General features: G+C 66.8%; 12 protein-coding genes. 2 read left to right on the forward strand and 10 right to left on the reverse strand.

The features are described 5' to 3' along the window. Positions 1-2 precede the first annotated feature (2 nt). The 7 genes from gspG to XCC_RS17755 all read right to left on the reverse strand — a co-directional run bounded on the left by gspG (position 3) and on the right by XCC_RS17755 (position 10,439). Positions 3-467 (reverse strand): type II secretion system major pseudopilin GspG, encoded by a 465-nt coding sequence (gspG, locus tag XCC_RS17725; protein ID WP_011038520.1) that lies wholly within the window; start codon positions 465-467, stop codon positions 3-5. 26 nt (positions 468-493) lie between these two features. Next, positions 494-1,690: a type II secretion system inner membrane protein GspF gene (gene gspF, locus XCC_RS17730; RefSeq protein WP_011038521.1), complete on the reverse strand. Its 1,197-nt coding sequence runs from the start codon at positions 1,688-1,690 to the stop codon at positions 494-496. Next, a complete protein-coding gene (gspE, locus tag XCC_RS17735) occupies positions 1,677-3,176 on the reverse strand; it encodes a type II secretion system ATPase GspE (RefSeq protein WP_011038522.1) in 1,500 nt (499 codons plus the stop codon). The genes gspF and gspE overlap by 14 nt, the downstream gene beginning before the upstream one ends. A 4-nt stretch (positions 3,177-3,180) precedes the next feature. After that, the gene (gene gspD / locus XCC_RS17740; RefSeq protein WP_011038523.1) at positions 3,181-5,253 is read right to left on the reverse strand and encodes a type II secretion system secretin GspD; all 2,073 of its coding nucleotides are present in this window, start codon (positions 5,251-5,253) and stop codon (positions 3,181-3,183) included. Continuing rightward, positions 5,250-6,062, reverse strand: a complete 813-nt coding sequence (locus tag XCC_RS17745) for a type II secretion system protein N (RefSeq protein WP_016944398.1) — start codon at positions 6,060-6,062, stop codon at positions 5,250-5,252. The genes gspD and XCC_RS17745 overlap by 4 nt, the downstream gene beginning before the upstream one ends. Positions 6,063-6,220: 158 nt before the next feature. After that, positions 6,221-8,875, reverse strand: a complete 2,655-nt coding sequence (locus XCC_RS17750; protein WP_011038525.1) for a TonB-dependent receptor domain-containing protein — start codon at positions 8,873-8,875, stop codon at positions 6,221-6,223. A gap of 79 nt (positions 8,876-8,954) precedes the next feature. After that, positions 8,955-10,439: a hypothetical protein gene (locus XCC_RS17755; protein WP_012437382.1), complete on the reverse strand. Its 1,485-nt coding sequence runs from the start codon at positions 10,437-10,439 to the stop codon at positions 8,955-8,957. A 186-nt stretch (positions 10,440-10,625) separates the two neighbouring features. Between XCC_RS17755 and XCC_RS17760 the strand changes: the two genes are divergently transcribed. Beyond that, entirely contained in the window at positions 10,626-11,492 is an 867-nt protein-coding gene (locus XCC_RS17760) for a 2OG-Fe(II) oxygenase (protein ID WP_011038527.1), read from the forward strand. 44 nt (positions 11,493-11,536) lie between these two features. Here XCC_RS17760 and XCC_RS17765 read toward each other — a convergent pair whose 3' ends face one another. Together XCC_RS17765 and XCC_RS17770 are read right to left on the reverse strand one after the other, a co-directional pair. Beyond that, on the reverse strand, positions 11,537-11,941 hold the full coding sequence (locus XCC_RS17765) for a VanZ family protein (RefSeq protein ID WP_016944396.1): 405 nt from the start codon (positions 11,939-11,941) through the stop codon (positions 11,537-11,539). Continuing rightward, on the reverse strand, positions 11,938-13,191 hold the full coding sequence (locus tag XCC_RS17770; RefSeq protein WP_170873857.1) for a class I SAM-dependent methyltransferase: 1,254 nt from the start codon (positions 13,189-13,191) through the stop codon (positions 11,938-11,940). The genes XCC_RS17765 and XCC_RS17770 overlap by 4 nt, the downstream gene beginning before the upstream one ends. Here XCC_RS17770 and XCC_RS17775 point away from each other — a divergent pair. Further along, a complete protein-coding gene (locus XCC_RS17775) occupies positions 13,190-13,927 on the forward strand; it encodes a pteridine reductase (protein ID WP_011038530.1) in 738 nt (245 codons plus the stop codon). The two genes, XCC_RS17770 and XCC_RS17775, sit on opposite strands and share 2 nt — an antisense overlap. A 6-nt stretch (positions 13,928-13,933) precedes the next feature. Here XCC_RS17775 and folK read toward each other — a convergent pair whose 3' ends face one another. Continuing rightward, complete coding sequence (gene folK, locus XCC_RS17780) at positions 13,934-14,440, reverse strand: 2-amino-4-hydroxy-6-hydroxymethyldihydropteridine diphosphokinase (protein ID WP_011038531.1); 507 nt, start codon at positions 14,438-14,440, stop codon at positions 13,934-13,936. Positions 14,441-14,482: the final 42 nt, after the last annotated feature.

Below are 14,482 nucleotides of genomic sequence, written 5' to 3' on the forward strand. Positions count from 1 at the left end.
ACTCAGCGCCAGTTGCCGATATCGGCGTTGTCGGCATCGCCGCCTTCGGCACCATCGGCGCCGAACGAATACACATCGAAGCCGCCGCTGCGCCCGGGACGGCGGTACTGGTAGGCGTGACCCCACGGGTCTTCCGGCAGCCGGCGGATGTAGCCGCCCTGGCGGTAGCGTTCCGGCCGGCTCAGGCCGCCGGGCGCGCTCAACAAGGCCTGCAGGCCCTGCTCGGTGCTGGGATAGGTGAGGTTGTCCAGGCGATAGGTTTCCAGCGCCTGCTCCAGCACGGCGACATCGGCGCGCGCCTTTTCCACCATGGCGCGGTCCTGGCTGGGCATCACGTTGATCATCACCACCGTGGCCAGCAAGCCGATGATGACGATGACCACCATCAACTCGACCAGGGTGAACCCGCGCGCCGCACGGCGCGAGGCGGTGCACGGGGAAACGCGGCGAAACGACATACGCGACATGAGACTCTCCGAATACGCGGCTGCCATCAGCCGAGTGCCAAGGTGTTGAATTGCAAAATGGGCAACAGGATGGACAACACGATCACTGCCACTACGCCGCCCAGCAGCACGATGATCAGCGGCTCCAGCAGGCTCATCGCCGCAGTGGTGAACGACTCGAATTCGCGCTCCAGATAGTCGGCGGCACGTTCCAGCATCGGCGCCAGGCGCCCGCTGTTTTCGCCGCTGGAGGCCATGTACAACAAGGTGGGTGGAAACACGCCCGCGCGCTTCATCGCCGCGCCCAGGCTGCCGCCTTCGCGGATGGCGGTGACCATGCTGTCGGTGGCCAGGCGCAGCGCATGGTTGTCCACGGTGCGCGCGGCGATCATCAGCCCTTCCATCAACGGCAGGCCGCTGTTGACCATGATCGCCAGGGTGCGCGCCATGCGTGCGGCATGCAGGTCGCGCAGCAAGCGCCCCAGCAGCGGCGCGCGCAGGATTGCCCGGTCGATCGCCAGCCGCACCGGCGGGCGCTTGCGCACCTGCACGGCCACCACCGCAGCGATCACGCCAGCCACCAGCAGTGGAATGCCGGCATGCAGCAGAAACTGCGAGAGCGCGATGACCGCGCGGGTGAGCCACGGCAGTGCGCGGCCCATCGAATCGAACTGGTCCACCACCTTGGGCACCACAAAGGTCATCAGCACGATGACCACCACTCCGGCGGTCATTGCCAACGCTGCCGGGTACACCAGTGCGGATTGCAGCTTGCTGCGCACCTGCGCCTGGCGCTCGAGCAGGTCGGCCAGGCGCTCGAGCACCTGCGGCAAGGCCCCGGCGCTTTCGCCGGCCGCCACCATCGCGCGGTACAGCGGCGGGAAGGCAGTGCCCTGGCGCGCCATCGCATCGGACAGGCGGAAGCCTTCGACCACCAATGCATGCGTCTGGCCGGTCACCGCGCGCACGCCGCGGCGCTCGGACTGGGTGCCGATGGTACGCAGCGCTTCTTCCAGCGGTGCGGTGTCCACCAGGGTGGCGAGCTGGCGGGTGAACAACACCAGGTCCTTGCCGCTGAAGCGCGCCGCGCGCATCGGCGTGGTAGCCGCTGCCGGCTCCACCCGCAATGGCACCCATTGGCGCTGCTCCAGCAAGCTGCGCGCACTGCGCACGCTGTCGGCGCTGATCACGCCGTGGCGATTGCGGCCGTGCAGATCCAGCACGGTGTAGTCAAACTTCGCCATGCGCCTCGTCCTGCTGACGGGTGACGCGCAAGGCTTCTTCCAGCGTGGTCACGCCTTGCAGCACGGCCGCGCGCGCGGCGTCGCCCAGGCGCGGCGCACGTACGAAGGCCGCGGCGGCCAATGCGTCTTCGTCGGCGTTGTCGCCGATCAGCCGGCGCACGGTGTCGTCGACGGTGATGGCTTCGTAGATCCCCAAGCGCCCAGCATAGCCACTGTGGTGACAGGCCGCACAGCCGGCGGCGCTGTAGATCACCGCATCGGTAGATGTGCCCAGCATCTGCGTGGTTGCCGCATCCAGCGGCCGTGGCGTGCGGCAGTGCGTGCACAGCCGGCGCACTAGCCGCTGCGCCAGGATCAGGCGCAGGCTGGAGGCCAGCAGGAATGGTTCGATGCCCATGTCGCGCAGGCGCGTGACCGCGCCCACCGCATCGTTGGTGTGCACGGTGGACAGCACCAGGTGGCCGGTGAGGCTGGCCTGCACGGCGATCTGCGCAGTTTCGGTATCGCGGATCTCGCCGATCATCACCACGTCCGGGTCCTGGCGCAGGATTGCACGCAGGCCGGCGGCAAAGGTCATGCCCACGCGCGCATTGACCTGGGTCTGGCCAACGCCGTCGATGGCGTATTCCACCGGGTCTTCAATAGTGAGGATGTTGCGCGAACCGTCGTTGAGCAGGCTCAGCCCGGCATACAGCGTGGTGGTCTTGCCCGAGCCGGTGGGCCCGGTCACCAGCACGATGCCGTTGGGCACCTGCAGCGCGCGTTGCACTGCGCCCATCACACCGGCGGGCATGCCCAACTGGGTCAGCGACAAGGTGCCCTGCTCCTTGTCCAGGATACGCAGCACCACGCGTTCGCTGCCACGGGTGGGCAGAGTGGAAACGCGCACATCCAGCGCCTTGGCGCCCATGGCCAATGACACCCGGCCATCTTGAGGGATGCGTTTCTCTGCGATATCCAGGCGCGCCATCACCTTGACGCGCGAGACCAGCAACGGCGCGATCCGCCCCGGCAAGGTCGCCGCTTCGCGCATCACCCCGTCCACGCGCAAGCGCACGCGCAGGCGCGACTCGTACGATTCCAGATGCACGTCGGACGCACCCAGGCGTGCGGCCTCGGCGATGATGCCGTTGATCAGGCGGATGATCGGCGCATCGTCCTGGCTGTCGAGCAGATCGGCGGTGGGGATATCTTCGATCAGCGAATCCAGGCTGCCGTGCAGGTCCAGCGCTTCCACCGGCATGCCCTGCTCCAGCCCGGCATCGGCATAGATTTCCGACACGTGCCGGTCGAACACCGCCGGTGCCAACGTGCGCACCTGCAACGGCACGCCAAGCACGCGGCGCACTTCGATCAAGGCCTGCACGTCGCCACCGGCGCGCAGGCCGACCTGCGCCTGCGCGGCGTTATCGCCGCCGAGCAGCACCACGCCGTGGCGCTTGGCAAACGCGTACGACAGCGTGGCCGTGGGAGTGGTGGTCGACATGCTGTCAGCGCGTGCGCGGCGCGGCGGTGGGTGCCGGCGCCTGCGGCGCAGGCGCGGTGGGCGCGGACGCCGGCAGCTGTGGCGGCTGTGCACGCAGGTAGTCGCGCACCAACGCATCCAGGGCCGCTTCCGGGTCGCCATCGGCCAGCTGCCGGTCGCGCAGGTAGTTGTAGCGTGGCGCGGTCATGCGCTGCGCATCGGCGGCGTCGCGGATGATGGTGGGGCGGATGAAGACCATCAGGTTGGTCTTGTCGCGGTTACGCGACTTGTGCCGGAACAACGCGCCCAACCCGGGCACGTCGCCCAGCAGCGGAACCTTCTCCACGGTCTGCCGGTCGTTCTGATCCAGCAAGCCGCCCAGCGCGACGATGGCACCGTTCTCCACCACCACGCGGGTTTCGATCTGGCGCTTGTTGAACACCAGCTCGGAGGACTGCGTGCTCACCGGCCCGGCAATGGCCGAGACTTCCTGCTTGATCGCCAGCGTGATGCCACCGGCGGTGTTGATCTGCGGGCGTACCTCCAGCTCAACGCCCACATCCTGGCGCTGGATGGTGCGGAACGGATTGTCATTGGCCGCGCCCAGCACTTCGCCGGTGGTAATCGGCACTTCCTGGCCCACCAGGATGCGTGCCTGCTCGTTGTCCAGGGTCATGATCGACGGCGTGGACAACAGGTTGGAGCCGGTGTCGCTCTTGACTGCATCGATGATCATGCCGAACACCGCATCGTTGCTTTGCCCGGCCAGGCCGATCAGCCCGCCGCTCAATCCGAGCAGCGATTGCGCGGCCACGTTGCGCGCCTGCTCCAGTACCGAATCGTCTTCCCCGTTATTGCTGCGCGTGCCGGCGGCCGCAGCGGCCAGGGGCACGATGCCCGGCGCCGCGCCGCTGTACTGCGTGGCCAGCAACGGCACGGTGCCATTGCGCCCGGCCAGCAGCAGCTGCACGCCCAGACGCTTGGCGGCGGTGTCGGAAATCTCCACCACGATCGCTTCCACCAGCACCTGCTCGCGGTGCACGTCGAGCTGGCGGATCACGTCCATCAAGGCGCGCTGGGTTTCCGGGTCGGCATTGATGATCAGGGCATTGGAACCGGGGTAGCGCACGATCACCGGGCGCTTGCCGGCGGCCGGTGCAATCACCTGCGCCTGCGCAGCGCCAGCACTCGCGGCCACATCCACGGCGGTGGGGCGCGTCTCTTGCCCTGGCTCCGCCTCGTTACCCGGGGTTTGCCCAACCAGTTGCTGCAACACCGGCAGCAGTTGTTCGGCGCTGGCGTGCTGCAGGCGCACCACGCTGACATCGCCACGGCGCTCGGCCCGCCCATCCAGATCCAGTGCGGTGCGTACCACGCGCTGCACCAATGCCGGGTCGCCCCGCACGATCAACGAATTGCTGCTCTCCACCGGCAACACCGACAACACCGCGCTGCGCTCGCCGGCCTGGCCAAACAGCGTGGTGAGCGTCCGCGCCAGTTCCTGCGCCGAGCTGTTGCGCAGCGTCACCGTGTCGATGGCGGCGCGGTCGGTGTCGATCTGCGCCACCAGGCCACGGATGCGGCGCAGGTTGTCGGCGTAGTCGGCGATCAACAGGCTATTGCCCTGCGGCATCGCCATGATCACCCCGCCGCGCCCCACCAGCGGCTTGAGGATCTCTGCCGCACTGCGCGCATCCACGCGCTGCAGCGTGAACACCTGGGTGGCGAAGCCGAGATTGCCGCTGGCCGCGCTGCCGGGCTGCTGCGCGGCGGTGTCGTCGGGGATGATGCGGTAGGTCGATGGCCCGCTGGACACAGCAATCAAGCCATTCGCACGCAGCACCGCCAGCAGCATGCCCAGCAGGTCGGCTTCGGACATGGCCTGCGCACGCGCCACATTGACCGAGCCCTGCACGCGCGTGTCGACGATGAAGGTGATGCCGGTGGCCCGCGAGACATCCTGGATGAAGGCGCGCAGGTCCACATCCTGCATGCGCACCGCCGGTGCATCGGCGGCGTGCAGCGGCAGCATCGTCAACGACGGCAGCGCAAGCAACAAGGTGGCGGACAACAGCCAGGGGCGACGGACGACGATCATTGCGGGCGCTTCAAGGTCATGGTGTGGGTCTGGCCGTCACGGCGGTAGGTCAGCGTGGCGGTCTGGCCATCGCGCAGTTCGTCCTGCAGCTCGTGCAGGTGTTCGGCGTCGAGCGTGCGGCCGTTGAGTTGGGTGAGCACATCGCCAGGCGCCAGGCCGGCCTGACGCAACAGCGCATCATCGCCGCGCGGCATCACCGTGAAGCCGCCGCCATCGGCGTTGGCACGCAAGCCGGTGGTGCGCAGCAGCTGTTGCGGATCGACCGCCGTGGTGCCGGCCGCTGCCGTACGCGCGCCGACATTGGACGCCACCGCCGCGGCTGCTGCGGGAGCGCCACTCGCCGGCAATGGTGCCGTTATTGCCGCGCTCGCCGCAGCGTGTTCGATCAACGGCAGCCGGCGCAGTGCACTGCCTGCACGCACCATCACGTGGTCGGTTGCAATCGCCTGCAGCGTCAGCCCCGGGCCAACCGCATCGCCAATGCGATACGCGCCCTGCCGGCCATCGCCGGTACTCAGGTACGCCGCTGAGTCCGCACCGCCAACGCGCACGCCATGCAGCACCAGGCCGAGGTCGCCGCTGTCGGCGGGCGCACGAAAAAACACGTCGCGCTGCAATGCAGGCAAGGGTGCAGCGGTGGTTGCGCCTTGTGCGGTGCCCAGCGGGCCCAGCGGCGTCACCAGCAGCCACACCAGGCGCACGCCCTGCACGGCAAGCAGCACGAGCAACACACAGACAGCGGCAGTGCGCACGGCGCGCGCCGACATCAGGTCATTCAACGAGGGCGAAACGCGCTGCAAAGCGGACATCCGTCTCAGGATTGCGGTCGGATGACAGAATGCGGCGGAATTGTGTCAGTTCGAAGAAAGTGATGACACGCATTGCCACACACGGCCAACACGCCAATGCAAAACGCCCGCCGTGCGAGGCAGGGCGGGCGTTTGCGTTCATCGGCACATGGCGCAGATCAGAAGCGCGCTGTCACACTGATGTCATAGGTAATGCCCGGCTGGTACTCGTACAGGTCCACGCGGTTGCCGCCGCGCGATTGATATTCCTGGTACTTGGTCTTGAGCAGATTGCGCGCGGCAAAGTTCAGCGAGAGCTTGTTGCCCGACCACACCAGCCCCTTCTTGATCACCAGATCCAGCTGCGTGCCCGGCTTGTCGATGTAGTCGGGCTGGCCCGGGCGGCCGCGAGCGGAAATCCGCTCGCCCACGTAGTTGGCAATCAACGTGGCCTGGCTGTTGGTGCTTTCGCTTTCCACACCGATCTGCAGGTTGGCGATGTCGTCGGATTGCCCCTGCAGCGTGCTGCCATCGCGCACGAACAAGGTCGCCTGCACCGGTGCGGCAAACCCGAACGGCTGCACCGTGTCGCCGTCGCTGGCGCTGACCTCGGACTTGGTGCGCGTGTAGTTGCCCGAGACGAACATGCGGTTGTCGCCCCACCAGTTGGCGGCAATCGGCAGGTCCAGATACTTCTTGGCTTCCAGCTCGATGCCATACAAGGTGGCTTCCGGCGCATTGATGAAGCTCTGCACGATGCCGCCGCCGGGTGCGTCATTGACGATGGCTTCGATCGGCTTGTCGATCTGCTTGTAGAACAGGCCGGCGGTGACATATTCGCCCGGTTCGAAGAACCACTCGTAGCGCGCATCCAGATTGACCAGTTCGCTGTCGACCAGGAACGGGTTACCGAAGAACTGGCGGTCGATGTCCGGGTCCAGATACTGCTGCGGCGCCATTTCGCGGAACTGCGGCCGCGCGATGGTCTTGGACGCACCGAAGCGCAGCTGCTGGTTCTCGGCGAAATTCCAGGTCACCGTGGCCGAGGGCAGCGCGTAGCTGTTCTCCAACGGTGCCACGCTGTCCTGGCGCGTGCCGCTGAAGATGTCGTACGGATGCACCGCCTGGGTGGCGTCTTCATAGCGCAGGCCCACCGTGGCACGCAGGGTCGGCACGATCTCGCCTTCCATCTGCAGGTAGGCGGCCTTGACCTTGAGCGTGGCGTCGTAGGCGGCCGCACCGAAGCTGCCGGTGGTCTCGCGCAGGCGCAGGAAATCGTTGCTGAGGTTGTAGTCGGAGATCAGGTAGTCCACGCGCTGGTACTGGTTGTAGAACGGCAACGGGCCGTCCAGCGCCAGGAAGCGGAACTCGCGATTCCACGCAGTGCGGTCGTTGTCCAGATACGCAAGGCCACCCTTGACGGTGAGGTCGTGCTCGATCGGCAGGCGCCAGGTCACGTCCACGCCGCCGCTGGCCACTTTATCGTCGACCTTGCTGAAACGCGTGTAGTTCTGCACGCGCGAGGCATCGTGCGCCCAGTAGCCGTCCAGCAGTTCGTAACGGATGCCGGTTTCGTACGGCACATCGCGGCTGGCGTTGGCCAGCGCTGCACGCCATTCGATCTTCAGATCGTCGTACTCGCCAAACGCATGCGTGCCGCGCAGCTGGTTGTTGATCAGCTGGCGCGCGTACCACTCGGTGTTGTCGTCGCGCACATCGAAGCCGGCCAGTTCATCGCGGCCGGCACGGCTGCGCGCCACCTTCAAGGTGTCGTGCACGTACAAGGTGGTCCAGCCGATGGTGTGGCGGCCGTATTCCCAGCCCAGGCCCAGCATGCCGTTACTGCGCACGTTGTTGCGGGTGGTGGCGAAGTCGTAGTTGGAATTGAACTCCACCGTGTCGCCGGTGAAGATGCCGTCCTGCTGCTTGCCGGTGCGCGTGCGCCATTCGTTGTCGTAACTGGCCACGGCCAGGATGCCCAGCTTGGCCTCGCCAATGTCCATGCTGTAGCCGGCGCTGGCGCCGACATTGACGTCCGGATCGATGCTGTCCTTCTCCTGCAGCACATACAGGTTGGCGTTGTTCATGCTGCGGCCAATGCGGCGGATGTCCTCGCGCGAGAAGCTGCCCAGGTCCACGCGCCGGCCGGTGGCGATGGCATCACGCAGTGCGCCCGGTTGCTTGCGCGCGCCATCGTCGAAGCCCCACTCGTCATCGCCGGAGCCGTAGTAGGTCAGGCCCTTCTCGCCAGTACTGACACTGTTGGCGCCGCCACCGACGGTGAGCGAAAAGAACGGTTTTTCCGGCACCGCCATCGATTGCAGATCGATCACGCCACCGCCGAATTCGCCGGGATAATCGGCCGAATAGGTCTTCTGCACGGTCACGCTCTGCAGCACGTCGCTGGGAAACAGATCCAGCGGTACCACGCGCTGCATCGGCTCGGGGCTGGGCAATGGCGAACCGTTGAACAGCGCCGAGGAATAGCGCTCGCCCAGGCCGCGCACATAGACATATTTACCGCGCGACAGGCTCAGGCCGGTGACACGCGTCAGCGCGACTGCGGCACTGCTGTCGCCGGTGCGCTCCATGTCCTCGCGGGTGACGAACGACGCCACTTCGGAGGTCTGCAGCATCGGTTCGGGAATGTATTCACCGCGCACCACGACCTGGTCGAGCTGCTTGGGCGCAATGGCGGCAGCACTGGAGCTGCTGGTGCCGCCGGCGGCATCGGTGGTGGTGGACTGCGCCATTGCTGCACCGGAGGCGAGCAAAGCGGAAATGGAAAGAGACAAGCCCGTCCGCGAAAGACGGGCAACAGCGAAGGTTCGCATCGTGGGAGCCCTGGCAACAGAAGAATGAAGGCGTGGATGCAGCGCGGAGCGGCCGGATGCCGCTCCGCGCTGCCCGGCCTCAGCAGGGGCGGTCGGCGGTCAGGCCGCAGGTCCAGCCCTGCCACCAGGTGTCGTTGGCATCACGCACGCCACCGATGTAATTGACCTGCTGGAAGAAGCTGCTCACCCCGGTCAGGCCCTGGAACGCCGGCACTGCAGACTCGTTGGCGCCGTTGATGAAGGTGTTCTGCAAGGTGGACACACCGTTGGCCACGTTGTTGGTGCCGGCCGCGAACGAGGTCGCTGCACGCGGGTCGCTGCCGAAGGCGGTCGGGCAGGCAAAGAACACCGACTGGAACACGCCGGCGGTATCGGCATCGGCCATGTTCAAGCACACCAGGCCATCGCCGGTGCCGCCGGCAGGACGGGTGAACACCGAGTTGTAGAACGCCGCCTGGGTGCCCTGGTTGAGCATGATCGCCGCACCGGCACGGGCATTGCCCACGTAAGTGAAGTTGGCCACCTTCGGGCGCGAATACGGCTGCCGACGCAGGCTGCTCCACTCGTTCATGCGGTCGCCGCCGCCGGCGCGCTGCACCACGATGCCGAACTGCAATGCACCGCTCCAGCCGGCATCGGTATCCAGTGCATCGTCGTCGGCGCCGGTGATGACCACGTGGCTACCGTTGACCGTGCCACCGAACCACTCGATGCCGTCGTCGGAGCTGTTGTGGATCTGCACATAATCCATCCGCGTGCCGCTGCCCACGCCGGCCATGGTGATGCCCTGCAGCTCGTTGTTGGGCGAGATTTCAAAGCCCGAATACATCACGCGCAGGTAGCGCAGCGTGCCGCTGTTGTCGGTGGCGTTATTGCCGCCGTAGAACGCGTTGGTGCCTTCCACCTGTGTCTGGCATTCCGGCGTACCGGACACCGTGGCGGCCGGGCAGTTATTGATCGCTGCGCGACCCAACACCACGATGCCGCCCCACAGACCGATGGTGTTGGCACTGACCTGGCCTTCCAGCGCCTGGCGTGCGGTGAACACGATCGGTGCGGTGGCGCTGCCTTCGGCAAAGATCTGCGAGCCGCGGTTGACCACGATGTAGTCGCTACCCGACGAGCCGTACAAGGTCACGCCCGGCTCGATGGTCAGCACGCCCTGCACGCTGCCGGCGGCCGGCGCGGTGGCGTTACCGCCACGGTCGGTGCCGACATTGACGCGGCCGCTGATCGAATACGCCGTGCCGGCGCGCGCAGGCACCACCAGGTTGCCGCTGACGGTTTCCGGCAACTGGCAGGCGCGCAGCGTGTTGTTGGCGATGGTGCCGACGTTGGAAAAACCGGTGGGGCAATCTGCAGCCGGGCCGGTCGGCGCCGGCGTCGGTGTCGGAGCCGGCGTTGGTGCGGGCGTGGGCGCCGGGGTCGGTGCCGGTGCCGGTGCGGGCGGAAATGCGCCTTCGCCCGGCGAAGCAACACGGTCGGCACCGCCACCGCAGGCGGACAACGCCAGCGCGGTGCCGAAGGTCATGAGAAGGGTTTTACTGCTATTGCGAACGGACATGCGGCTGATCTCCAGGTCAAAGGGTCCGGTATGAAGAGGAGTCGTCAAGAATGGTTGCGTTCCGCTCACTGCAGTGGCGAGCACGTTCAAGATCCCCGTCACTTTTATAGAGGGCGTGTGTTGCATTTGTCTTACGCGACACACGCTGACACACAGCTGCCACATGTCGGCATGCACTGTAGCGGGATGACAAACACCTCCATTCCCGCCGATTTGGGCGACTGGATCATTGCCCAGGCCATCGCCGGACACCCGCCCGAGCACACGCTGCAACCGCTGCTGGAAGCGGGCTGGAGCGAGCAGGACGCCATCGATGCGGTGGAAGCGCTGGTACGCGCGCATGTGCAGGCACACGCGCAGGCGCACGGCCTGCCGGTGCCGGTGCCGGTGCGCGTGCCCGCACCGCTGCAGGCCGACGCGTCGTCGCTGCTGGATCTGGGCGATCGCCAGGTGCAGGTACTGGTCAGCCTGATGCTGCCGCGCGTGGTGGTGCTGGGCGGCCTGCTCGCCGATGACGAATGCGATGCATTGATCGCACTGGCACGCCCGCAACTGGCCCGCTCGCGCACCGTGGACAACCGCGACGGCAGCGAGATCGTGCATGCTGCGCGCACCAGCCACAGCATGGCCCTGCAACCGGGCCAGGATGCGTTATGTCAACGCATCGAAGCGCGCATTGCGCAGCTGCTGGAATGGCCGGTGGAGCACGGCGAAGGGCTGCAGGTACTGCGCTATGCCACCGGTGCGCAGTACGCGCCGCATTACGATTACTTCGAACCGGATGCCCCCGGCACGCCAGTGCTGTTGCAGCACGGCGGGCAACGCGTCGCCTCGCTGGTGATGTACCTCAACACGCCCGAACGCGGCGGCGCCACGCGCGTTCCCGATGTGCATCTGGACGTAGCCGCGGTGAAAGGCAATGCGGTGTTCTTCAGCTACGACCGCCCACATCCGATGACACGCACCCTGCACGCCGGCGCACCGGTGCTGGCCGGCGAGAAATGGGTGGCCACCAAATGGCTGCGCGAACGCCCGCTGCACGCACCGACCTGATCGGTGCTGCAGCGTGCCCGCATGCGTGGGCTTTCGTGGCGGTGTTAGCGGCTGCCGAACACGCGCTGGTCGATGCGCAGCATCACCAGGCGCAGCGGCGTCCACGCCAGGCACAGGCCGGCCAGGATGCCCAAGGTGTCGGCCAACGCGTCGTACGGATCGGCGCTGCGATTGGTGGTGAGCGCGCCCTGGGCAATCTCGATCCCGATGCCGAGCAACACCAGGCCTAATGCCGCGAACACCAGCGCACGCCGTGTGGCGAACAACTGCACCGCGCCCCAGCACAGCAACGCGAAGGTCAAAAAATGCTCGGCCTTGTCGCTATTGGACGGCAGCTCCGGGAACTCCGGCGGCGGTCCCAGGCACACGCCGATCACCACCAGGATCGCCAGAACCCACAGCCCCACCCACAGCGCTGGCCGCCGAAACGGCCGCAACGCCTGCGTCATAGCCGCCACGTCAGGTCGCCCGCCAGAAACGCCGGCGCAAAATCCACGTCGCGTGCAAAGCCCATCACCTGGAAACGTTCGCCCATCTCGCTGGGCAAGGTGAGCTGTTTGACCTGCTGACGCAGGCGCATGCGGCCGACCTCGTCAGTACGCGCATCGGCCTGGGTCAGCAACGCATCCAGCCCGTTGCCGAGCAGGAAGTTGGCCTGCGTGCAGTAGCCCGCCAATTCGAAACCGGCGCCGGTGCCGGCTTCGGCCAGCGCGGTGAAATCCACCGATGCGGTGAGGTCCTGCAGGCCCGGCCAACGGTACAGATCGGTGTGCATGCGATGGCGATAGAACGCGCGCAAGGTGCCGTCTTCGCGCTGCGCACGGTAGAACTCGCCACGCGGGTAGCCGTAGTCGACAAACAGCATCGCGCCACGCTTCAAGCCACCGGCCACGGCCTGGATCCAGTGCGGCAACTGCGGCAGCAACTCCGAGCGGTAACCATCGGCAAACGGTTGTTCCAGGTAACGCTCCAGATGCCGCACCGCCGCGCCCAGCAGCGCATCGGCCGGCTGCTCGCCACGCGCGAAGTGCTGCCGTGCATCCAGCACCACGGTTTCTTCATACACCTCGCCATCGCGCAGGGTGAAACGCGGCGTGGGCAATGCGTCGATGACTTCGTTGGCGAACAGCACACCGTCCCAATCGTCCGGGAACGGGCCATCCAGCCACTCCACCAGGTCGAACACCGGCGGGATCAGGCTGCGTCCCAACCGTTCGCGCTGGCGCTCGCGTAGATCGGCGCTGGGCTCCAGGATCGCGTAGCGCTCCGGCAAGGCATCCAGTTCGAGCAGGCGCTTGAGCGTGACCTCGGCAAACGCGCCGCTGCCGGCACCGACCTCCAGCACACGTGCCTGCGGCCCGAGTTGCTGCAGCACCGGTGCCAGCGCACCGGACACGGTAGCGGCAAACAACGGGCCCAACTCCGGCGCGGTGACGAAGTCGCCGCTCTCACCGAACTTGCTTGCGCCGGCGCTGTAGTAGCCCAGGCCCGGCGCGTACAACGCCAGCTCCATGAAACGCGAGAACGGAATCGCGCCACCGGCGGCGGTGATCTCGGCGCGCAAATGCGCGGCCAGTTGATCGCTGTGGGCCAGTGCGTCCTGATCGGGAACGGGAAGGTCGGCGTGCATGCGGGCACCGGTTGCGGAGACAATGCACAGGATAGCCGAGCCTTTCGCAACGCCGAGCGAGTACGCCATGACAGACAGTTCCAAGGTGGTCCTGATCACCGGTGCCGCCCGCCGCATCGGTGCGCAGATCGCCACCACCCTGCACGGCGCCGGCTACCGCGTGGCCCTGCACGCGCACCGCTCTGGCGATGCATTGGCTGCACGCGTGGCGGCGCTATGCGCCCAGCGCGCGGGCAGCGCCTGTGCACTGCAGGCCGACCTGCGCACGCCCGAGGCACCGGCCCAGCTGGTGGATGCCTGTGTGGCTGCATTCGGCCGCCTGGATGCGGTGGTCAACAATGCCAGCGCGTTTTATCCCACCGTGCTGGGCGAGGCCACGCCGGCGCAATGGGACGAGTTGTTCGCGGTGAACGCACGCGCTCCGTTCTTCATTGCACAGGCCGCTGCGGCGCAGTTGCGCGCGCACCACGGCGCCATCGTCAACCTCACCGATCTGCATGCCGAACAACCCATGCGCCAGCACCCGCTGTATGGCGCCTCCAAGAGCGCGCTGGAAATGCTGACCCGCTCGCTGGCGCTGGAGCTGGCGCCGCAGGTCCGCGTCAATGCCGTCGCACCGGGCGCGATCCTGTGGCCGGAAGACGGCAAGGCCGACGCCGCCAAGCAGGCACTGCTCGCGCGCACGCCGCTGGCGCGCATCGGCACGCCCGAAGAAGTGGCCGAGGCCGTGCGCTGGTTGCTGGACGATGCCAGCTTCATCACCGGCCATACCTTGCGCGTGGACGGCGGCCGCCGGCTCAGCTGAGCGCGGTTACTGCGGCAATGCCACCGCGTTGTCCAGTTCCACCGTGGTGAACGCGCTGCCGTATTGCGGATGCGCCTGCCACAACGCCGCCAGGGTCTTGCCGCTCAGCGGATCGACGAATGCTGGCGCAATGTCAGCCAACGGCTTGAGCACGAACGCATGCTTGAGCTCGGGCCGTGGCACGCGCAGGTGGCCCGGCCCTTCCACGATGCGGTCGCCGAAAAACACCACGTCCACATCCAGCGTGCGGTCGCTGAAACGCGGCCCGCTGCGATCGCGGCCATGGCGGTCTTCCAGCGCATGCAACCAGTCGTCCAGCGCCTGCAGCTCCCAATCGGTCTGCAGTTGCACGCCGTTGTTGACGAAGTCAGGGCCATCGAAACCAACCGCCGCGGTGCGATACGCCGGCGAGACGTCGATCGGGCCAAAACGCGCGCGCAAGGCCTCGACGGCCAGACGCAGGTAATGGGTTGGCTGGACGTTACTGCCCAGGCTGAGGAGCACGGTGGTCATGCGATATTCGCGCATGCGGGCGGCGTCAGCGTCAACCGTCTT

The organism is Xanthomonas campestris pv. campestris str. ATCC 33913 (genome assembly GCF_000007145.1).
In the GTDB taxonomy this organism is placed as follows: Bacteria; Pseudomonadota; Gammaproteobacteria; order Xanthomonadales; family Xanthomonadaceae; genus Xanthomonas; species Xanthomonas campestris.

Coding starts and splice junctions, on each gene's coding strand:
- gspG (WP_011038520.1), bottom strand. CDS start 467: ATGTCGCGTATGTCGTTTCGCCGCGTTTCCCCGTGCACCGCCTCGCGC.
- gspF (WP_011038521.1), bottom strand. CDS start 1,690: ATGGCGAAGTTTGACTACACCGTGCTGGATCTGCACGGCCGCAATCGC.
- gspE (WP_011038522.1), bottom strand. CDS start 3,176: ATGTCGACCACCACTCCCACGGCCACGCTGTCGTACGCGTTTGCCAAG.
- gspD (WP_011038523.1), bottom strand. CDS start 5,253: ATGATCGTCGTCCGTCGCCCCTGGCTGTTGTCCGCCACCTTGTTGCTT.
- XCC_RS17745 (WP_016944398.1), bottom strand. CDS start 6,062: ATGTCCGCTTTGCAGCGCGTTTCGCCCTCGTTGAATGACCTGATGTCG.
- XCC_RS17750 (WP_011038525.1), bottom strand. CDS start 8,875: ATGCGAACCTTCGCTGTTGCCCGTCTTTCGCGGACGGGCTTGTCTCTT.
- XCC_RS17755 (WP_012437382.1), bottom strand. CDS start 10,439: ATGTCCGTTCGCAATAGCAGTAAAACCCTTCTCATGACCTTCGGCACC.
- XCC_RS17760 (WP_011038527.1), top strand. CDS start 10,626: ATGACAAACACCTCCATTCCCGCCGATTTGGGCGACTGGATCATTGCC.
- XCC_RS17765 (WP_016944396.1), bottom strand. CDS start 11,941: ATGACGCAGGCGTTGCGGCCGTTTCGGCGGCCAGCGCTGTGGGTGGGG.
- XCC_RS17775 (WP_011038530.1), top strand. CDS start 13,190: ATGACAGACAGTTCCAAGGTGGTCCTGATCACCGGTGCCGCCCGCCGC.
- XCC_RS17770 (WP_170873857.1), bottom strand. CDS start 13,191: ATGGCGTACTCGCTCGGCGTTGCGAAAGGCTCGGCTATCCTGTGCATT.
- folK (WP_011038531.1), bottom strand. CDS start 14,440: ATGACCACCGTGCTCCTCAGCCTGGGCAGTAACGTCCAGCCAACCCAT.